This window comes from Orenia marismortui DSM 5156, from assembly GCF_000379025.1.
Taxonomy (GTDB): Bacteria; Bacillota; Halanaerobiia; order Halobacteroidales; family Halobacteroidaceae; genus Orenia; species Orenia marismortui.
Window position 1 is genome coordinate 172,608 of the sequence record NZ_KB900618.1, and the last position, 21,154, is coordinate 193,761.

Genomic DNA, 21,154 nt, shown 5'->3' on the forward strand with positions numbered 1-21,154 from the left:
TAAAAAAGAGTGGCTCTTTAGCCACTCTTTTTTTATTTAATTCTACTTATTTGAACTTATGAGAAATTCTTTTCTTTCTAGATAAATTTTAGATAAAATAAAGAAAGTTATTAATAAAAGTGTCCATCCAAATACGTTTCCATACTTATAATATATTGTTTCTTTACGTACTGGAATAGCTAAATTAAAAGTTAATGTTTTAGTTTCAAAAATGTCAGTTCTAATTAGTACTTTTCCATTTTGGTTTATCACTCCACTAATACCTGTGTTACCTACTTTGACAATAGGAGCCCTGTGTTCTACTGCCCTAAATATAACGGCTTGTAAAACCTGTAAAGAAGCATGACTCTCTTCAAACCAAGCTTCATTAGAGATGTTAACCATAAAATCATTTTGATCATATAAATCTCTAACATAAAAAGGATTTAGAACTTCAGAACAAATTGGACTCACCCAAGTAATTTTATTATAATTAAAAGAATTCAATTCCTTTCCTGGGGTTAAATGATTTAAATTACTTTCTATTATATCAGGAATCAAATTAGGAAATGGTACATATTCTCCCCAAGGAACCAGTTTATTCTTACTATATCGGTCTACAATTCTTCTATTTTCATCAAATAAGAAGGAACTGTTTAATGTTTTCTCTAGATTCTCACCTTCTCTAGCAAAACCACCAATAAATAGTGGAGTATCTTTAGGCAAGTGATAAGGAAAGCCTCTACTTTTATAATAGGTCCTTAAAATGGCTGTTTCAGGCCAAATTAATAGATCAGGATCATTCTGTTCTAATTCTTTCGATGATAATTTTAGTAGCTTATCCACTACTTCTCTTTGGTGTTTTGAACTCATTTTAATATTTTGAGGTATATTAGGCTGAACAATTCCGATAGCTACTTCCTTGGAGATATTGTTATTCTGCTTTAAAACTAAAGATCCATAAGAAAATACTAAAACAAAGATTGAAATAGCTATTATTCCATAGCTTTTATTTTTCTTCTTAATAAAAAGATAAAGAAGAGTATTTACTAAGACAATAATAAAAGTAACTAAGTATAAGCCACCATATTCAGCTAACTGAATTAACTCAGGAATAAAACTCTGAGAGTAAGCAAGGAAAGCAAATAAAAATTGAAAAGAAAAGATACTCCGTAAAAATTCAACTGCTGTCCAAACTATTGGTACTACAATAAATACAGCTAAACTTAACTTAGATTCTACAGTTTTTAATATAAAAGCAAACAAAGCAAAATATAAACTAAGGATAGATATAGCTAATATAAAGATAAGAATACAGATAGCTAAAGGATACCCACTAAAATTAATCAATGGATTAACCAGCCAATAACTACTAATAGCTAAGAATGATAACCCCATAATCCATCCTAAATAAAAGGATCTTTTCTTATTCTCTCCTTCTAAGGCGAATAAGAATGGGATTAATCCTACCCAAGCCAATAATGCTAAACTAGGAAATTTAAAAGGAATCCCCAATAACAGACCTGCTAAAATAGCTAATAAAGAATGTATCATCATTTTCTTCCTCTCTTATAAACAAGTAATAAATTTATAATTCTTGTTGAAATCTATTCTTGATCTAGATTAGTTTTCATAATATAGGTAAAGATAAATAATGCCAAAAAACCACCAGTTAAGGCTGTTATCAATTGTGGAGTTTGCATTAGCTGAGCTATCTTAGCTGGTACATCAATTAAGAATTTAACTGCAATCGATAACACCAAAAACTTAAATAAAGAGGCAATAATAATGCCTAAGTATTTATTTGTGCTATCTAAGAGATGATAGATTAGCACAAATAAGATATTAGAAGCAATAATAAAAGGAATTACAGGTGCTAAAGGTGGTGGTAATATTCCTCTAATTAATGCAATCCAAGGTGTTAAACCACCGATTAAAACACCACTTCCAAGACCAATTAACATCGTTGCAAGTAATAACATCATATTAATTAAAGGCCCGGTAATATAAATTGGAAAACCTAAGATTTGGACTACCAAAGTTAAAGCTAATAGCATTGCCGTTCTAGAAAGCCACTTAGTATGTTTCATTTTTTCACCTCTCTTTTTTAAAATTTAATAAATTACCTATTTTATTATTCTTTAATAATGGAAATTGTCCTTTTTAATAGTTGCTTATTATCTGAAAAGTTATTATATAACAGAAAAAGCACCCATAATGGATGCTCTTTATATTAACTACGTAAATCAGCAAAAACATGATTTCCAATTGTTTTTCTAGCAATTGTATTATCGAAGATCCAACTGGCTGTAGCTGTAACAGGATTATAATAATATAATGCTCCTTCACTAGGATCCCATCCTTTTAAAGCATAATCTACTGCTTTATAAGATGTCTGATCAGGAGTTAAATGGATTTGACCATCCCATACTGCAGAAAAAGCATAGGAATTCCCTCCTGGTTTTTCAAAGATAACTCCTTTAACGTCATTAGGAAAGTGATTATCTAATACTCTATTAATTACTACTGATGCAACTGCAACTTGTCCTTCAAAAGGTTCCCCTCTTGCTTCTGAATAAACGGCCTTAGCCAACCAATCTCTTTCATCCTGGGTTATATTCAACCTTTGATAGGAAGATGTTTGAGATGAATCTTCTTGTGATGCTGACTCATATGAGTCTTCTAAATAATTTGACTCATCCTTATTAGACAGAAATGAAAAGAAGAATAACATTAATAGCCCTTTAAGTAAAGACATAAATCCTTTATTCTCTGTAAGCCCACCCTCTGCATAGGCTGGAGTAATTAAAATAAGTCCCGACATCATAGGAAAGACTAGAGTAAAAATTAGTATATATATTATGAATTTCTGATGAAGTGTAATTTTCTTTTTCATGACTTTAGCCCTTTCTAATTTGTTTTATCCGATACATAAGCGACTCTAAAACTCCCACTTAATAGAAGTGATAGGTAAAGAGACGCTATGGTTCTGGATTCGTTCTACTAAGTTTCAAGGGGAGATAACTGCTATCTCCTATTTTATACGCAATATTGATCCTAAGTACTACCGAATCGACTTGGCATAAAACTCCCTTTGAAACTAAGAAGTCACTTTATCTCCATTAGTTTATATCATATTGCTAATAATAAGTTTCAATCTCATAAGTTACATTTACATTTTCTCTTATTTTACTTTAAATTGCAAAGGTAATTCTTTGTAATGATAGTAATTTAAATACTTTAATACTAGTGAAGTGCCCAATCAATTCCCTTGAAGGTACCTGAATGGAATAATAAGCCCATATGAGTTGTATCTACTACTAATCTAAAACCAAAATTAGAAGTATTATAAGTTGCTTTATTGAACCCTGCTTCAATTGCTGCTTGCCATTCATAAGGTATTGCTGAAGATATAGTAACAAAACCTGGACCTGCAGAATCCGTAGCATTAGCAGATAACCTACTATTAAAAGACATTGTCTTATCAACTGCTCCTATTACTCCCCATTTCTGATAAGATGAGTGCTTAGATAATTCTTTCCATCTATTAGTAAGCAGATTCAAAAGCTTACTACCTTCTTTTAAATCTTCTAATTGTCCTACAATTCCTATAGAAGTACCAACACCTTGATTTGGAGTACCAACAGTAAGAATCTTATAGACAGAATTCCAAGACTCTTGATCTAAGGTCATATATCTTCTAGCAACAACTCCTCCCATACTATGGGCGATAATAACAACCTTATCCTTTCTAGTCAACCTCTTAATCTCTGCTATCATCTTCTTAACTCTCCAAGCATATAAATCCAAATCAGATAATAATATCTCTTCTGCAACCTGATTGCTATAATAAGAGATTCCCCAAACAGAGTAGTCTCTTCCTTGGTTATCAAAATCATAAATTATCGTATCTCTATCTTTAAATTTCATTTTATAGTAATTATCTTTAATTGTTTTCATACTCTGTTGCCAAAAATCTATTTTACCACCTATACCATGGATAAAAATCACAGGATAATCTACTATATCCTCTTTATTATATATACTCTGCCAAGTATCTTTTCGAAAATAACCCTCTTTTGCCCATGCTAAGGGAGTGTTTGAAATTATACTCAAGCAGATTATCAGTATTACTATTCTATATATTCTATACATATATACCACCTTGCTTTGAACTTTATAATTCAATAATCATATAATATCATATTTGAAAGTTAATTCCTAAATCAATTATTTCCTGTTATTAATAAATTTTCTCTTATCATCATTTTTAATTCTACTCTAGTTTGTCTAAAATAAAATCAATCTTAGTCATCGAATGAACAAATTGATTAGGATCTTCTTTCAAATACCATAGATAAGATCTTCTTAAACCTTCTTCTAAACTAGTAGCTGGTAAATATATCTCATCTTCTTTTAACCTTTCTGTACTTAAGATAAAATTAATATTTCTAAAAGGAAAGAAATCTTTAGAAACTAAGTTGAATTGCTTTCGAAATTCTTTGTCTACTTTTATTAAATTAACATCTTTTCTTGTTACCTCCATTATTTTATTTATTAAACCTTCCCAAGTAATCTTTTCAGGATGTGTTAGGTTATAGGCTTTTCCAAGAGAAGCTTTAGAAAGTGCTCCCTTTTCAAAACTCTTTACTAGGTCCCAAATATAGATGAATTGAACTTTCTTTTTAATGTCTGGAATTGGAATAGGCTGACCTTTAAGTACTCTATCAAAAAAGTAAACTTCACGATATAAATTATTCTCCTCACCATAAATATAAGTTGGTCTAAAGATAGTAATAGGAAACTTTTCTTCTTTATATAGCTTAAAGAGGTGATCTTCTGCCTTGGCTTTTGCTAATCCATACTCTCCCCAGTGTGGATTGGTACCTCTTGGATAGTTTTCAGATATAAGTTCTTGATTTGGTTTTGGTATATAAACTGCTCCTGAGCTACAAAAGACATATCTCTTTAATTCTTCTTTGTTAATTATTTTAATTAATGATTCTACATCTTCTCTAGTATAAGCTGAAATATCAAAGATATAATTATATTTTCTATCACTAAGTTTATCTTTTAAATCTTTAATAGAGTGTCTATTACCAGTTAAATGATTTTTTACTCCTGAGTAATCTAACTTCTTTTTCCCTCTAGTAAATATATCTACTTCATAAGCTTTTGAAATTAAATATTTAGCTAATGACTTACTAACAAACTCAGTACCACCCATAACTAACACTTTTTTCATAATTAGTCCTCCCGATGATTCTCTTTATGTTCTTTAATAAACTCTATGATTGCTTGGTTATCTAGATAAAGTTCTTCAATAACTGCAGCTCCTGATTTAACTCTGACTTTAATATATGTATTTGGATTTTCTTCCCTGTTGAGTTTTCTATATAATTTTTCAACTAGAGGAGCTATATTTTCATCCAAATAATATCTTTCAAAGGGTAAATCTAGATATATTTTATTCTCCTTTCTATTAATATAAGTAACTTTGGCTTTAATATAAGAAGATCCTGTTGGAACTTCTAGAGTCGCCTTAGTAAAATAAGCAAATCCTTCTTGATTCTTTTTTAGGTGGGCATAAATTTCATCACCTCGGCTGATATTCAACCTGCTTTCTGGTAAAGGAGCATAATCTTCTCTTATATCTAAGGCCACATAACGACCTCTATAAGGGTCATAAGGATCTATAGGAGCTGTTTTGAATTTAAAACTTTCCCCTTGCCTTAAGATTAATTCTCTTTTAATAATCATAGATGCAGGTACTGTTAATTGAATAATAACTATAATTAGAAATAGAATCACAAGTTTCGGTCTATTAATCTTCATTTTTTTCACCTCTATTCTTGCTTAAGAAGATATTACTAGCTAAAATAAATAAACCTAAAATTATAAAGATCAGAGCTCTTGTTAGAAAGGTAATTTCAAACATGAAGAAAAACCTACTTATTATTTGTATTGATATAATCAACATTCCTAAATTGGCTTTTCCTATCTTCTTTTCTTTAATTCCATAAACTATAATTAATATGCCTAAATAAAATAAATAAGCATTATAGATAAAGATCCTTAAGCTTGGAATCAAAAAAGTAAAAATTACTAGTAAAGGCAAAATAGCTAAACTTAATATAAGCTTATTAAAGCTGTTATAATACTTAACTGCTAAGAATACACAAGCAGCAAAGAATAAAACCGCTAAAAAATAATCAATAAAAGCCGCATTGAAGATTTCTATATTATCTACATCTTCAAAGCCTTGTATATAGCTAATAATTAATATACCTAACAGACCTATAGTCTGTAATGGTTTTTCTAATAATTTGTCTCCTTTGTTCATGAATAAAGAACCTAGCAAATATATAAGCACAAAATAACTACTATAAGATAGGGTCACTAATCCAGAATTATCCCATTCCAAACTTAAGCTAGTAGCTATAATAGAAGCTAGGATAACTTCCCACAATAATAGTAAATTGGAATTTGAGTAAAGATCTTTTTTAAATCTTTTAAAATAGTAAGGCAGTATTAAGCCTATTAAAGGCCAAATAAATAGCACTTCCATAGTATTATTAAGATTAATTCCCCAAATACTTATTCCAAGTACATAGATAAAAGATGGAAGAGTTACTTGGGCTAGATAAATAATAGGTAAATTTAATAACATCAGTACTAAAATAAAGTTATTAAAGTCCCCTGGTAAGTTATAAGTTTGGCTGATTAAAGCAATTGCTGCTCCAAGGATAAAGATTAAGAAGGTTGTGCTACCTTCTTTCCATGGTCTGGATTTGTCATTATAGATAACCCACCCCACAAAGATTTGCGTACTAATTAAAGATAGAAAAATGATAATAGTTCTAGTTAAACGAGTAAGTTGTAGCCAATTATGGGCTAATAATAGAATAATGCCTGAACCAATTAAAATTGTTCCCAAAATACTAAAGATATTTAATCCAAATCCTTTCCAATCTCTTTCAGTTACTGGCCCATAATGTTCTTTTATAAGCTTGGCAGTATCTGCTGAGATTATATCTTGCTGTACTAACTTAGGCAATTCTTTATAAAGCCAAGAAATTTCTTTTTTCATTATTTCCCTCCTTTGGTACTAAGTCTTTTATTTATATATAGTCTAATACAGACTAATATATTTATTCTGTTACTTCATTAATAGATTAGTAACAGACTTAAATTCTAATTTCCCTCTTATACCTAATTGTTCCTTTAATCTACGGTTGAAATTTTTAGATTTTACTTAATTTTTAATTATATAATTACCTTTTAAATTTTAGTTCAACAATGAACTTTGTGATTAACAATAATTTAAGATTTTAATTAGCACATAAAAACAAATATTAAATTATAAAAAAACACTTTGAAACCACGAATTATCACAAATAGTAATTAGCTATTGGCTAGTAGCAAATTTATTGCGAAAGGTCTTTTTTAAAGATCTAGAGAATTAGTCAGTGATTGATTCACCCTAAGAGAACTTCCTCGTAGAAGAGCCTAGATTTTTTATTTTTGAAGTTGAAATTTAAAATACATTTAAAAACAAGTAAAATCCATTATTTAGCCACAGATAACACAGCTCTGTGAAAAAAGTTATATTTTACTTCTTGATCAACTAGTCTTGGGCTAATGAAATGCGGATAAAGGTTAAAAGATAAAAAAACTAGTTTATCAATGATTTAAATACTAATTGACACTAATAAATAACAAGAGATTCAATTTATTGTTTAAAATGGTTTTGAATTAATTTGTGGAGATTTGTGTGCCTTCGTGGTAAAAAATTAATCTTTAAATCTTTAAAATAATTTAGACATATTTTGACGCTGATTAAATTCCGATTTAAAACCTTAATAAGCTTTTATTCTTTAATCAGATTTTTTCTGCATCCACCACCTCAAGAGTACTCCTTCAATTGTAGGAAAGCACACTTTGGTTTAGAAAACTTGGTATATATCTTTGATTAAAAATCAAAACAGGGATATGAAAATGAATATCATTTGCAAAATAATGTCTGTTCATGATATACTATAACAAGATTAAATACTTACAGAGAGGGGTACAAAAATAATGAACTTAACCTATAGAATTGCAATTAATTTATTCAAAGTTTTTTATAGTTTAGGTTATAGACCTAAAATAACAGGTAATCGAAAGGTTCCTAAAGATCAAGGTTTAATTGTAGTATCAAATCACATTAGTAATTATGATCCTCCTTTCTTAACAACTCTGTTAGATGGAAAGATTAACTTTATGGCAAAGGAAGGATTATTCAAAAATAAATTCACTAGTTTTATATTGAAAAAATTAGGGGCTTTTCCTATTAAAAGAGGTGGAGTTGATAGAAGTGCGATTAGAAAAGCATTAGAAATATTAAAAGAAGATAAAATTTTAGGTATCTTCCCTGAAGGAACTAGAAGTAAAGATGGACAACTAAAAGAAGCTAAATTAGGGGCTACCATGCTTGCCCTTAAATCTAAAACTCCTATCCTTCCTATAGGAATCAAAGGTACTACAAATCCTTTTAAAAAGCTTATTACAGCTAATATTGGAGAAGTTTTTACCTTAGATGATTTTTATGATAAAAGATTATCTAAAGAGGAAATGAAGGAAGCCAGCTCTATAATAATGAATAAGATTAAAGAATTACTTTAAAATATATTTACTATTATAATAAGAAGTGCCACTTAGATAAGTGGCACTTTAGTTCTTTTAAATGGTAATTTCAAATAGTAGACTCTCTTTAGCATCTAACTCTATCTCTAATCTCCCCTCATTAAAATTATATAAGTTAGAATAGTTAAAGACTTCCTTAATTTCAGACTCTTCTCCAATCCCTAGAGGAAATACAGGAATTTCAACTTTAGTCCTATTATTATCTTGAGAAATAACCACTAAATATGCCTTCTCATCTGTAAATCTAGCATAAGATAATACATAACCTTGATCATATAAAAGCTTAAATCCTCCCTCTTGTAATACATCCTCTTCTTGCTTTAAGAGAGCTAATTTATTATACAGCTTATAATAATTTTGATTCTGTTTCTCTGCATCCCATTCCATTGGATAACGACATCCTTCAAAGGTATCTATACGGCCATCTAATCCAACTTCATCCCCATAATAAATATTTGGTGTTCCAGGAAAGGTAAAGAGCATCATTACAGCACCTCTATATTGATCCCAGGATATCTCCGGATTATTATGTAAACGATGAATATCATGACTATCAAATAGATTGAATTGCAAATAGGCAATTTGATGGGGTAACCTAGCTAATTTCTGCATGAACATTTGACTAATATCTTTGGCTTTTTTCTTACTAGACTTGAACTTATAATCAGAGTTATTAAAGCTTAGAAAGCGGTCTAATTCTCCTAAAAATTGTCTTACTGGCCGACCAAAACCATAATAATTCATAGATGAATCCCACTCATCACCTCTTAAGAATTCTCGATCATCTGTCCAATGTTCACCTAAAATATAGGCTTGGGAATTTTCTTCTCTAATACTCTTTCGAATTTCTGGCCAAATTTCATGATGCATCTGCTTTTCATTCATTCTTCCCATAGTATTAGCTACATCTAATCTCCAACCATCAATATTAAAGGGAGGTTTTAACCAATGTTTAATTACAGAATCTTCTCCTTGATAAATCATATCTCTTAACTCTTCAGAAGTGTAATTTAAAGTTGGTAGAGTATCTACCCCAGCCCAGCCATGATAATTATTATCTTCATCAAAATAATAATACTCTCTCTCTTTAGAATCTTCATTATGATAGGCGCCGATATCTTTTGAATAGAATGATCCTTCCTTATTAAACCATTTATGGGCTGTTCCAGTATGATTAACTGAAGTATCAAGAATAATTCTCATATCATTTTTATGAAGTTCCTCTATAAGTTCTATTAATGCCTTATCTCCGCCAAAATGAGGATCAACTTTAAAGTAATCTAAACAGTCATATTTATGGTGAGTAGCTGCATAAAAAATAGGATTTAAATATAATGCATTTACTCCTAATTCTTTCAAATAAGGAATTTTAGCTTTAATTCCTTCTAAATCCCCACCAAAAAAATCTAAACAGAAAGAATCTTCATAATCACCAGGGATTTCACTCCAATCGCGTTGAATAGTTGGATGACCATCAAATTCATATTCATTATCCTTAACATCATTAGCAGGATTGCCCTTATAGAACCTATCAGGAAAGATCTGATAAAATACTGTAGATTTTATCCACTCTGGTGCTTTATATCCTGCTACTATTACAAAATCATAATCTTCAATGGGAATATGTGTACTAACTTCTAATTGATTATAAAAATAAGTTTCCTTTTGAGTAGAAATATAAAAATGATAATTAATACGTGGTTGAGATATTTTTAGTTTACAACTATAATATGTAAAGCCTTTCTTCTTTTGCTCCACTTTCATTTCAATTAAATGATCATCACCATTTAAGACAGTACGTAAAAAAATTTTATCTACTGGTGCAGAAGATAAGACCCTTAATTTAATTTTGACTATATCTCCTAATTCTGGTGTTGGATTGTCGATGTAATATCTAGAACCATCTGAATAAATACTTTCTTTCCAATCAAAATTCATATTATTATCCTCCTTTGAATATCACGAAATCGTTTTCTTTATAAATTATTTTAACATAAGAAAATAACTTATACAATAAAAAACACAGTCTATTTACTTAAAAGTAAATAGACTGTGTTTCAAAAGTATCTCTAATCATTTAAAAAGAAAAAACTATCTCTTATAATAAGGCTTAGATTACTATATTATATTTTAAATTTATTAACTAAAGTTTGTAATTTTTGAGCCATAACAGATAATTCTTGTGAAGAATTAGTTACTTCATCTGACATTTGTTGAATACCTTCTGAAGCCTCTGTAATTTCATCGCTATTTTTTGCTAAGCTTTGAGTAGCAGATGCAGTATGTTCAATTTGAGCTGATGTTTCTTCAGCAGCTTCTTCAATTTCTTTAAATACCTGGCCAGTTTCTTGAACTATTTCTTGTCCAGATTCTGCTGTGCTTTTCACTTTCTCAATTGCTTTTATCCCTGTATTAGATTTTTCTTGGGTCTTATTAATTAGATTAGCTATTTTATCAGTAGCATTAGAAGTATCTTCAGCTAAAGCTCTAATCTCTTCTGCTACTACCGCAAATCCTTGTCCATGCTCTCCTGCTCTAGCAGCTTCTATTGCAGCATTTAAAGCTAAGAGATTAGTTTGTTCAGCAATAGTGGTTATCATCTCTACAATTTGCCCAATTTCTTTAGAGGTATCATCTAAATCATTAATAATAGTTACTGTTTCACCTACTGTTTGATTTATATCTTTAATATTTGCAACTGTTTTTTCTATTTTTTCTCGTCCTATTCTAGTTTGAGAATTAGATTGCTGTGCAAAACTAGTTACTTCTTGAGCACTAGCCGAAATTTGTTGAATACTTGCAGACATATTTTCAATCAAATCATTGGTAGTCTCTATAGTAGCATTACCTTCTTCAGATGAAGCAGCTAATTCTTCACTATAAGCTGACAAATTTTCTGTAGTATCAAGTATATTGGCTACAATATCATGTAGGTTTCTAATCATTGTATTTAAAGCAGCTTGAATTTGACCAATTTCGTCTTCTTGAATATTCTCTACCGCTGTATTTAAATCTCCTTGAGCTACTTTAGAAATTAACTTTACTAATTTATTAATTGGATTTAATAAATACTTTTTATTTATAATATATACTGCTAGACCTACCATAATTAAAACAAATAAGCTCATTCCTAAAATCACCAATTGCAATTTATTTTTTACTGCATATGCTTCCTTAGACTTAATTTGAGCAAAAATAATACCATTAATTCTATCAACTGACACATATGAAGCTAATTTTTCTTCATAAGTATCAGAATCTTCATACTTTATTGATCCTTTCTTTGTTTCTAATGTAGATTTAAAATCAAAATCTTGCTTAATATTATATCCTTTTTTAACTAAACTATGATTAGGATGAGCAATAATCTTTCCTTGGCTATTTACCATATAAGCATATCCTGTTTCTCCTATCTTTCTGCTAGCTACTGCTTGACTTAGTTGATCTAATGAAACATCTCCTGCTAAAATACCAATAAATTCACCTTCACTATTTTCAACTGGTATAGCAGTAGTCATTATTGGATCTCCACTACCTGCATCTATAAAAACATCTGTCCAAATTAAGCTATCTTTTTCCATAGCTTTTTTATACCAGGGCCTTGTTGTTGGATCAAAGTCTGATCCTAAATCAACTTTAGGATAAATGATCATTTCCCCTTTAGCAGTAGCTAAGTATACATATTTAAAATGTGGATTTTCCTCTTTCACTTTTCTTACTATTTCTAAAGTATCTTTATTATTGCCACTCTTAATTTTATCAAATCTAGAAATTAATTTAATTACACCTTCTGTCTGATTAAAAAAATTATTTGCCTGCTGTTGTAAAGAACTGGCTACTTCTAGATTCTTTTCCTCCACTTGACTAGTCAATTCTTTAGAAACTAAATTATTAACAACTATACCTAACAACATCATGAAAATAATTAAAATACAAATTATACTCCCATTAACCTTAAATAATAAACTTTTATTCCATTTTAATTCATTTTCTTTTTTCATCTTATTCACTCCTTATTGATAGATATGTAATTCTTATTTTCTCTTAGTCTTATTTACTTTGATCTACTCGTTGATTTATTAATTATAAAAATCATCTTCCTGCTATCTGAAAAATAAATTAAATAAATAACTTTTATAACATAATTTTCTTTAAAAGATAATAAAAAAGATCCTTATATTAATATCAAATCTAAAAAATTATGCTCTATTAAGGTTAATTCTTTTGAGGAGATGAACAATATTAACTGATAATATTTTAAAATATCATCAGTTAATATTCTATTCTAATCAGAAAACACTTCTTGATTAAGCTTACATGCTGTAGGTGTAGCAGCTAAGCCACCTAAAGAAGTCTCTTTTAGTTGAGGTGGTAAAGCTTCTCCAACCTTTTTCATAGCAATAATTACCTCATCAGCAGGAATAACACTATTGATTCCTGCCAAGGCCAGTTCTGCTGCAGTTAAAGCATTACTTGCTCCACCAGCATTTCTCTTAATACAAGGAACTTCAACCAATCCAGCAACTGGATCACATACTAAGCCTAATATATTCTTCAACGCAATAGCTACTGCATTAGCTATCTGTTCATTACTTCCCCCTAATAAATAAGTAATAGCTCCAGCAGCCATAGCAGCTGCAGAACCACATTCAGCTTGACATCCACCTTCGGCTCCAGAGACTGATGCCTGTTTAGCAATAATAAGCCCAATTCCAGAAGCTACAAATAAAGCATTTATTATCTCTTCATCCTTTTTTTCTCTATCTTCTGCAATAGTTAATAATGTTCCTGGCAAGATCCCACAAGAGCCTGCTGTAGGAACAGCTACAATTTTACCCATAGCAGCATTTACCTCTGCTACAGCTATAGATTTTGCAATAGCCGATGACATGATACTACCTGTAACTGATCGTCCACTTTTTTGTGCCTTATCAAGTAACTTAGCATCACCGCCAGTTAACCCACTAGTAGATTTAATATCTTTAGTCAAGCCTTCCTTAATAGCTTCTTTCATTACTTCTAAAGTATCTTTCATTTGCTTTCTAATTGCCTCTTCACTTTTATTGTTTAATTCTTTTTCTCTATTAATTATCACTTGAGCAATAGACAACTCTTCTTGTTTAGAAATCTCTATTAATTCAGCAATAGTTTTAAAGTTATACATTCTAATTCCTCCTACCTAATAGGTCTTAGAAATCTGATACTATTTATCTCTGGAATATTTTTAATTTCTTCTAAGGCATTATCATTAATTTCTTCATCTAATTCTATAACCGCAGTAGCTAAAGATCCTTTAAATTCTCTTAAAACCTTCATATAAGCAATATTTAACTTATAATTTTCTAAGACTTTAGAAATTTGAGCTATTATACCTGTTTTGTCTTGATGGATAGTAATTAAGCTATAATATTCTCCTGTTATTTTAACCTTAATCCCATTAATTTCTTCTATAATTACACTACCCCCTCCAACCGAAGAGGCTATAATATTTGTTAAATTATCATTTATATCTTTAATTTCTAATTTAACTGTATTAGGATGAACTCTGTCTAAGTCTATTGTTAAAAAGTTAAATTTTACCCCTTCTTTTTCAGCTAGGGCAAAGGATTTTTTTATTGCTGTATCATCAGTCTTTAAGCCTAATAACCCTCCAATTAAGGCTTTATCGGTGCCATGGCCTTTATAAGTTTCTTTAAAAGAACCATGTAAATAAATTTTGATTTGACTAATCTCTTCTCCTACTATCTCTCTTGCTAAATTTCCTATTCTTACTGCTCCAGCCGTATGAGAACTAGAAGGTCCTACCATTACAGGACCAAGAATATCAAATATACTTAGATTACCCATAATATCACCACTTTTAATAAGATTTATTGCTATTTCTGAATAAGATTACCCTTTAATTTTTCTACTAAGATCATAGCTTTAATCTGAAAATAACTTATCTCTTCTGGTAAAGCGTCTTTAATAGGTTTCAATTTCCCATCTTCACTCTCTTTAATTTCTGCCATAATTAATTCTCTATATTCTTTAGGAACAAAAGATTCAACCTCTACTTCTAAACCTTCTTCTGCAGACTTTAATAGATGATTTTTTACTGTTGAAATAGCCAAGTCTCTAATTTCACTAATTTCTTTCACTTTTTTGCCCTCTTTATATAAATCGTAACTGATAATATGGCTTGGTGTTTTAGTATTCTTACTTTTTAGTTGGCTATCTTTTCTGTAATTTTGAATTTTATTTAAAAATTCTTTGCCATATTGTTTAAATTTACTAAAGTTAACCCCTGATATTTTTAACATTTCTTTTTGGGTTAAAGGCATCTTAGAAGACATCTCTCTAAGTGTACTATCCTGAAATACAATATAAGGTGGTAAGCCTTCTTGTTTAGCAACTTTAGTTCGTAATTCATCTAAAAGATCAAACAACTCATTTCTAAGATTAATCTTTTTAATTTCTTTTCTACCTTTATGATATACCTTTTCCTCTTTATTTAAAACCTTTATAGACTTTTTAGTTAATTTGGTAACTGGGTATTTACTTTTAGTAATTCTGATATAACCCTCAGCAACTAAAATATTGATTAAATCTTTGATCTCTTTAATCTTATAATTATCCATAATTCCATAGGTAGATAATTGGTTAAAACTTGATTTTAAGATTTTCTTCTTTTTGGATCCTCTCAGTACATCAGCGACTGTTGATACTCCAACTTTCTGTTCTGTTTTATAGACGCAAGATAGAATTTTTTGAGCTTCAATAGTTATATCAATTACTTCATTATCATTATTACAATTACTACAGTTATCACAACTTTCTACTATCTCTTCTTCTCCAAAATACCTTAAAATAAAGGCTCTTAAACATTTGGATGTATAGCAGTAGTCGATAATATCCTGTAATTTCTTATATTCATGTTTTTTTAATTTAGGAGATAACTTTGATTGATCAATAAAGAATTTTGGTAATCTTACATCAGCAGGATTGAACAATAAAATACATTCACTTGGCTCACCATCTCTTCCTGCTCTTCCTGCTTCTTGATAGTAAGCTTCTAAATTTTTAGGCATATTATGATGGATTACATATCTAACATTGCTTTTATCAATTCCCATTCCAAAAGCATTAGTAGCAACAATAATTTTTAGTTCATCATAGATGAATTTTTCCTGAGTTTCTTTTCTTTCTTGATGACTTAATCCTGCATGATACTGCCCTACTTTAAATTTTTTCTTCTTTAAAAAAGCAGTTAAATTTTCTACCTCTTTTCGAGTAGCAGCATAGATAATCCCTGAATCTTCTTGATTTACCTCTAAGTATTCTTCAATAAAATCTCTATTATTTTCTCCCCTAATTAAGCTAAAGGTTAAATTAGGTCGATCAAATCCTGAGATAAAGGTATTTTGATCTGAAATATCTAATAATTCACTAATATCTTTAATAACTTCTGTTGTAGCTGTAGCAGTAAAAGCAGTTATAATTGGATTATTAGATAGATTACTGATTAACTTTGGTATTGATCTATAACTTGGTCGAAAATCATGTCCCCAACTCGAAATACAGTGTGCTTCATCAATAGCTACTGCTGATATATCAATAGCTTTTAATTTCCACAGAAAGTCATCATTATTTAATCTTTCAGGAGCAATATATAGTAATTTATATTCTCCCCTTCTGCTCATCTCAATTCTTTCTTCAATCTCCATCCAGTCTAAAGAACTATTAATAAAAGTAGAAGGTATCCCTAATGTATTTAAGGAATCTATCTGGTCTTTCATTAATGAAATTAGAGGAGAAATTACAATAGTAACTCCAGAAAAACAGAGAGCTGGAATTTGAAAACAGATAGACTTTCCTCCCCCAGTAGGCATAATACCTAAAGTATTTTCTTTTTTTAGTATATTCTTAATTATTCGCTCTTGTCCTGGTCTAAAAGAATCATAACCAAAATATTCTTCTAAATAATTTTTAGCTTGATTTAACATTTAATGCAACTCCTTGAATTTATCTATAAGTTATTGTTTTAAGTATAACATAAAATATATTATTAATTAAATTAATTTGTTTAGTCATAAATGACTATGTTTTAACTGTACACGGTAACAGATATATTTTACAGATTACTATAGGATCCCTTAATTAGAAAAATCCTATGGCTTTTCCATAGGATTTTTCTAATTATCTATTAATCTGCTAATTCTAAGAGAACTGGACAATGGTCTGAGCCCATAACATCATTTAAAATTTCAGCACTCTGGACTTGCTCCATTAAATCTTCACTAACAAAATGATAATCTATTCTCCACCCTGCATTTCTTTCTCTAGCCCTTGTTCTATAACTCCACCATGAATATTTTTCTGTATCAGGATAGAACTCGCGATAAGTATCGACATATCCATGTTCGATAATCTTATCGATCCATTTCCTTTCGATAGGTAGGAAGCCAGACTTATCCTTATTAGAATCTGGATTTTTCAAATCTATCTCTTTATGAGCTATATTATAATCACCACAGACAATAACTTTTTTACCTTTTGCCCTTAACTCATTACAATAATTAAGTATTGCCTCATGAAAATCTAATTTATATTGTAGCCTTTCCTTACTACTACGTCCATTTGGAAAATAAATATTTACTAAAGTAAAGTTAGGATACTTTGCTGTAATGACTCTTCCTTCTTCATCAAATTTATCTATGCCAATTCCCTTTTCTATAGATAATGCTTCTTCTTTACTGTAGATAGCTACCCCACTGTATCCCTTTCTTTCTCCATAATTAAAGTAGGAATAGTATCCATCTATATTTTTAAGTTTTTTCTGTAATTGTTCTTTCTGTATTCTAATTTCTTGCAAACATAAAATATCAGGCCTTTCTTCATCCACCCAATCTAAAAAACCTTTCTTAGCTACTGCCCTAATTCCATTTACATTCCATGAATATATCTTCATTCAAACCAAGCCTCCTATATCTTATATAATTTCATATTTTAGCTTATATTTTATTATTCTGAGCTTATTTAGATTTACCTTCAAAAATCTTGTATTATCTTAAATGTAAAATATATCTATACATTAACCAGAAATGAGAGATACTACCTGCTAATACGAAGAGATGGAATATCTCATGAAATCCTAAATATTTTGATAGAAAATCTGGTTTTTTACTTCCATAAATAACCCCACCAATTGTATAAAAAATTCCACCTGCCAGTAACCACCACAATCCAGCTGCAGGAATTGTTTTAATCATTGGCAAGAATGCTATAACTACTAGCCATCCCATAATTAAATAAAAGGCTGTAGATAACCAACGTGGAGCATCTAGCCAAAATGCCTTCATTATAATACCTAAAATAGCAATTACCCAAATACTAATTAACAGACTCCAACCCCATACTCCTCGTAATGGAATTAAACAGATCGGAGTATAACTTCCAGCTATTAAGACATAAATCATCATATGGTCGATTCTTTTAAGAATTCTTTCTCCTTTAGGAGACAATGGTAACCAATGATAAATAGTACTAGCTGTATAAAGCAGTATTAAACTAATACCAAAAATTGAAAAGGATACAACATGCCAACTGCTTGCCTGCTGATTAGCATAATAAACTAATAACACTAAAGCAGTTATAGACAATAAAGCTCCAAAGAAATGACTAAATGCATTAAATGGTTCTTTAACTTTCATTATTATCACCCCTATTATAACTATATAATTAGATTAAAAATTAAAATTATTATTTTCCTATGCATTATATTATATGTTATACAGAAAATATAATTATCCTCTTTTTTTGATAATGATTCTTGATTTTGTTTAAAATATTTTTGATATAGTCATAATTGACTAATATTATCTAGACTATATCAAATAAAAAAAGTCTTTCCAATCAAAAGATTAGAAAGACTTTAATATTAAATGTTTATTTGTAGTTATTATTTTTTATATTTGAAATATAAACCACCTAAAGGAGGTAACTTTACAGAGATAGAATCTGCTCTATCTTGCCATGGAATAGATTCTGACCAAACTCCCCCCATATTTCCTAAATTACTACCCCAATACTGTTCAGCATCAGTATTCAATATTTCTTCATAATAGCCTGCTTTAGGAACTCCTAATCTATAATTATGCCTTTCCATCGGAGTAAAGTTAAATACACAAACTATCAATTCATCAGGCTTCTTACCCTTTCTCACAAATGAAAGCACACTATTATCTACATCATCACAACTTATCCACTCAAACCCATCATAACTAAAGTCTATCTCCCATAAAGCCTTTTCAACTTGGTAAGTACTATTTAAATCTCTGATAAAATCTAGTAATTTCTGATGTGGCTCATATTCTAATAGATTCCAATCTAAACTCTGTGTATCCTTCCATTCCTTCCATTGCCCAAAATCTCCACCCATGAATAATAAATTTTTACCTGGATGAGCAAACATATAAGAATAAAACAGACGTAAATTAGCAAACTTCTGCCAATAACCACCTGGCATCTTATTAATCATTGAGCCTTTGCCATGGACTACTTCATCATGAGATAATACCAACATAAAGTTTTCATTAAAAGCATAAACTAAAGGAAAAGTTAAATTATTATGATGATACTTCCTATAAATAGGATCTTTTTCTATATATTCTAAAGAATCATTCATCCATCCCATATTCCATTTCATAGAGAATCCTAAACCACCTAGATAGGTAGGTTTTGATACTCCTTCAAAAGCAGTAGATTCTTCAGCAATTGTTAAGATTCCTGGATAATATTCATGAGTTATTGAATTGAAATATTGTAAAAACTCTATTGCTTCTAAGTTTTCTCGACCTCCATATTTATTTGGAATCCATTCCCCTTCTTCTCTACTATAATCTAAATAAACCATAGAGGCTACAGCGTCTACCCTTAATCCATCTATATGAAACTTATCTAACCAATAAAGAGCATTAGAAATCAAGAAATTTTTAACTTCATTTCTACCATAATTGAAGATATATGTTCCCCAATCTTGATGTTCTCCTAGCCTTGGATCTAAGTGTTCATATAAAGCTGAACCATCAAATCTCCCTAAACCATGTGGATCTTTAGGAAAATGTCCTGGAACCCAGTCTAAAATTACACCGATATCATTTTTATGGAATCCATCAATTAAGTACATTAAATCTTCTGGTTTACCAAATCTACTAGTTGTAGAGAAATAACCAGTTACTTGATAACCCCAGGATTCATCAAGAGGATGTTCTGCTATTGGCATTAATTCAACATGTGTATAATTATGATCTTTAACATAATCTACAAGCTTATCAGCTAATTCTCTATAAGTTAAAAATCTATTCCCTTCTTCTGGTACTCTAGCCCAAGAAGCTAAGTTAACCTCATAAACTGAAATTGGCTCTTCTAACCAATTAATTTCTGACCTTTTTTCCATCCAATCTTGATCTTCCCATTCATATTTGCCGTTATAATCATAAACAATAGAAGCATTGGCTGGACGCATTTCAGTATAAAAAGCATAAGGATCAGATTTTACTACAATATATTCTTCTTTAGTTAAAATTTCAAAGCGATATAGATCACCTTCTTTTATATGTGGAATAAATATTTCCCAAACCCCTGAATGCCCTAACATTCTCATTTGATGAACTCTACCATCCCAATTATTAAAGCTGCCTATTACACTAACTCTCTCAGCTTCTGGTGCCCAAACTGTAAAACTCGTCCCCTCAACTCCTTCATTTGTAATAACATGTGCTCCCATCTTATCATAAACACGATGATGATTACCCTCACTAAATAGATATAAATCATAGTCAGATAAGATTGGTGCAAAGGAGTAAGAATCTTTTCTGCTCCATTTTTCTCCATTATATCCTTCATAATTTAATTTATAATCAAATAATTCTGTAGATTTAATTACTTTCTCAAATAACCCCTGGCCATTTATCAAGTCTAATTCTATCTCATTATCTAAAAATTCAGATTCTACAAAAATTCTTTTAGCATAAGGTTCAAAAACTCTAATTACTACATTATCTTGATCTAGCTGGTTAATTCCTAAAAATTGATGAGGATTTTTAGTTTGAGCATTCAATAGCTGATTTATTTCTGATTGTTTTAAAGTGACCATATCTCTACCTCCATGATTTTTATGATTTTTTAAATATTTAATTTTAGTAAAAAGTTTCTAATAAAAGTAGTTCTCGTTTTTACATAAAATTCCTTCTAAAAAACACAAGAAAATTAAAAAAAATAAAATCATTCCACTAAATTTGTATAAAAACCATATTGTAATTATTATGTAACTAAACCATTTTTTATTACATATTTTTGCTAATATAGATTTTTTATGGATTAGCTATTACTCTTAAAAAGTTATACTACTTATTGTAGGTTGATGACTAAATTATTATCTTACTCACTTCATAATTTGATATAATAACTATCTATATAAAGAAAGTTATTATAAAAATATATATTGAAA

At 29.7% G+C, this 21,154-nt stretch carries 16 protein-coding genes; 1 reads left to right on the plus strand and 15 read right to left on the minus strand.

The features are described from left to right. Positions 1-42 precede the first annotated feature (42 nt). The 7 genes from lnt to OREMA_RS0106885 all read right to left on the minus strand — a co-directional run bounded on the left by lnt (position 43) and on the right by OREMA_RS0106885 (position 7,069). The gene (gene lnt, locus OREMA_RS0106855; RefSeq protein ID WP_018248530.1) at positions 43-1,536 is read right to left on the minus strand and encodes an apolipoprotein N-acyltransferase; all 1,494 of its coding nucleotides are present in this window, start codon (positions 1,534-1,536) and stop codon (positions 43-45) included. A gap of 50 nt (positions 1,537-1,586) precedes the next feature. After that, positions 1,587-2,069 carry an ECF transporter S component gene (locus tag OREMA_RS0106860; RefSeq protein WP_018248531.1) on the minus strand — a complete coding sequence of 161 codons (483 nt, stop codon included), beginning with the start codon at positions 2,067-2,069 and terminating at the stop codon, positions 1,587-1,589. Between the two features lie 143 nt (positions 2,070-2,212). After that, positions 2,213-2,875: a cell wall hydrolase gene (locus OREMA_RS0106865; RefSeq protein ID WP_018248532.1), complete on the minus strand. Its 663-nt coding sequence runs from the start codon at positions 2,873-2,875 to the stop codon at positions 2,213-2,215. Between the two features lie 350 nt (positions 2,876-3,225). After that, positions 3,226-4,134, minus strand: coding sequence for an esterase/lipase family protein (locus OREMA_RS0106870; RefSeq protein ID WP_018248533.1), 909 nt, complete (start codon positions 4,132-4,134; stop codon positions 3,226-3,228). A 121-nt stretch (positions 4,135-4,255) separates the two neighbouring features. Continuing rightward, positions 4,256-5,224, minus strand: a complete 969-nt coding sequence (locus OREMA_RS0106875; RefSeq protein WP_018248534.1) for an NAD-dependent epimerase/dehydratase family protein — start codon at positions 5,222-5,224, stop codon at positions 4,256-4,258. A 2-nt stretch (positions 5,225-5,226) separates the two neighbouring features. After that, complete coding sequence (locus OREMA_RS0106880; RefSeq protein WP_018248535.1) at positions 5,227-5,814, minus strand: GDYXXLXY domain-containing protein; 588 nt, start codon at positions 5,812-5,814, stop codon at positions 5,227-5,229. Next, positions 5,804-7,069, minus strand: a complete 1,266-nt coding sequence (locus tag OREMA_RS0106885) for a DUF2157 domain-containing protein (RefSeq protein WP_018248536.1) — start codon at positions 7,067-7,069, stop codon at positions 5,804-5,806. Before OREMA_RS0106885 ends, OREMA_RS0106880 begins: the two co-directional genes overlap by 11 nt. 989 nt (positions 7,070-8,058) lie before the next feature. Between OREMA_RS0106885 and OREMA_RS0106890 the strand changes: the two genes are divergently transcribed. Beyond that, positions 8,059-8,643, plus strand: a complete 585-nt coding sequence (locus OREMA_RS0106890; RefSeq protein WP_018248537.1) for a lysophospholipid acyltransferase family protein — start codon at positions 8,059-8,061, stop codon at positions 8,641-8,643. Between the two features lie 57 nt (positions 8,644-8,700). On the opposite strand, the gene OREMA_RS0106895 is transcribed toward OREMA_RS0106890, so the two are convergent. The 8 genes from OREMA_RS0106895 to glgB all read right to left on the minus strand — a co-directional run bounded on the left by OREMA_RS0106895 (position 8,701) and on the right by glgB (position 20,800). Further along, positions 8,701-10,602 carry an alpha amylase N-terminal ig-like domain-containing protein gene (locus tag OREMA_RS0106895; RefSeq protein ID WP_018248538.1) on the minus strand — a complete coding sequence of 634 codons (1,902 nt, stop codon included), beginning with the start codon at positions 10,600-10,602 and terminating at the stop codon, positions 8,701-8,703. Between the two features lie 185 nt (positions 10,603-10,787). After that, positions 10,788-12,665, minus strand: a complete 1,878-nt coding sequence (locus OREMA_RS17330; RefSeq protein WP_018248539.1) for a methyl-accepting chemotaxis protein — start codon at positions 12,663-12,665, stop codon at positions 10,788-10,790. Positions 12,666-12,949: 284 nt separating this feature from the next. Further along, entirely contained in the window at positions 12,950-13,828 is an 879-nt protein-coding gene (sdaAA, locus tag OREMA_RS0106905) for an L-serine ammonia-lyase, iron-sulfur-dependent, subunit alpha (RefSeq protein WP_018248540.1), read from the minus strand. An 11-nt stretch (positions 13,829-13,839) separates the two neighbouring features. Then, entirely contained in the window at positions 13,840-14,511 is a 672-nt protein-coding gene (gene sdaAB / locus OREMA_RS0106910; protein ID WP_018248541.1) for an L-serine ammonia-lyase, iron-sulfur-dependent subunit beta, read from the minus strand. Positions 14,512-14,540: 29 nt separating this feature from the next. Beyond that, the gene (recQ, locus tag OREMA_RS0106915) at positions 14,541-16,649 is read right to left on the minus strand and encodes a DNA helicase RecQ (protein WP_018248542.1); all 2,109 of its coding nucleotides are present in this window, start codon (positions 16,647-16,649) and stop codon (positions 14,541-14,543) included. Positions 16,650-16,849: 200 nt separating this feature from the next. Further along, positions 16,850-17,614, minus strand: a complete 765-nt coding sequence (locus OREMA_RS0106920) for an exodeoxyribonuclease III (protein ID WP_018248543.1) — start codon at positions 17,612-17,614, stop codon at positions 16,850-16,852. A gap of 94 nt (positions 17,615-17,708) precedes the next feature. After that, positions 17,709-18,362: a PAQR family membrane homeostasis protein TrhA gene (trhA, locus tag OREMA_RS0106925; protein ID WP_040657345.1), complete on the minus strand. Its 654-nt coding sequence runs from the start codon at positions 18,360-18,362 to the stop codon at positions 17,709-17,711. Between the two features lie 242 nt (positions 18,363-18,604). Continuing rightward, a complete protein-coding gene (glgB, locus tag OREMA_RS0106930) occupies positions 18,605-20,800 on the minus strand; it encodes a 1,4-alpha-glucan branching protein GlgB (RefSeq protein WP_018248545.1) in 2,196 nt (731 codons plus the stop codon). Between the last annotated feature and the right edge of the window lie 354 nt (positions 20,801-21,154).

Excerpts from the sequence above, each read along its gene's own strand:
- lnt (WP_018248530.1), bottom strand. The coding sequence starts at position 1,536 with ATGATGATACATTCTTTATTAGCTATTTTAGCAGGTCTGTTATTGGGG.
- OREMA_RS0106860 (WP_018248531.1), bottom strand. The coding sequence starts at position 2,069 with ATGAAACATACTAAGTGGCTTTCTAGAACGGCAATGCTATTAGCTTTA.
- OREMA_RS0106865 (WP_018248532.1), bottom strand. The coding sequence starts at position 2,875 with ATGAAAAAGAAAATTACACTTCATCAGAAATTCATAATATATATACTA.
- OREMA_RS0106870 (WP_018248533.1), bottom strand. The coding sequence starts at position 4,134 with ATGTATAGAATATATAGAATAGTAATACTGATAATCTGCTTGAGTATA.
- OREMA_RS0106875 (WP_018248534.1), bottom strand. The coding sequence starts at position 5,224 with ATGAAAAAAGTGTTAGTTATGGGTGGTACTGAGTTTGTTAGTAAGTCA.
- OREMA_RS0106880 (WP_018248535.1), bottom strand. The coding sequence starts at position 5,814 with ATGAAGATTAATAGACCGAAACTTGTGATTCTATTTCTAATTATAGTT.
- OREMA_RS0106885 (WP_018248536.1), bottom strand. The coding sequence starts at position 7,069 with ATGAAAAAAGAAATTTCTTGGCTTTATAAAGAATTGCCTAAGTTAGTA.
- OREMA_RS0106890 (WP_018248537.1), top strand. The coding sequence starts at position 8,059 with ATGAACTTAACCTATAGAATTGCAATTAATTTATTCAAAGTTTTTTAT.
- OREMA_RS0106895 (WP_018248538.1), bottom strand. The coding sequence starts at position 10,602 with ATGAATTTTGATTGGAAAGAAAGTATTTATTCAGATGGTTCTAGATAT.
- OREMA_RS17330 (WP_018248539.1), bottom strand. The coding sequence starts at position 12,665 with ATGAAAAAAGAAAATGAATTAAAATGGAATAAAAGTTTATTATTTAAG.
- sdaAA (WP_018248540.1), bottom strand. The coding sequence starts at position 13,828 with ATGTATAACTTTAAAACTATTGCTGAATTAATAGAGATTTCTAAACAA.
- sdaAB (WP_018248541.1), bottom strand. The coding sequence starts at position 14,511 with ATGGGTAATCTAAGTATATTTGATATTCTTGGTCCTGTAATGGTAGGA.
- recQ (WP_018248542.1), bottom strand. The coding sequence starts at position 16,649 with ATGTTAAATCAAGCTAAAAATTATTTAGAAGAATATTTTGGTTATGAT.
- OREMA_RS0106920 (WP_018248543.1), bottom strand. The coding sequence starts at position 17,614 with ATGAAGATATATTCATGGAATGTAAATGGAATTAGGGCAGTAGCTAAG.
- glgB (WP_018248545.1), bottom strand. The coding sequence starts at position 20,800 with ATGGTCACTTTAAAACAATCAGAAATAAATCAGCTATTGAATGCTCAA.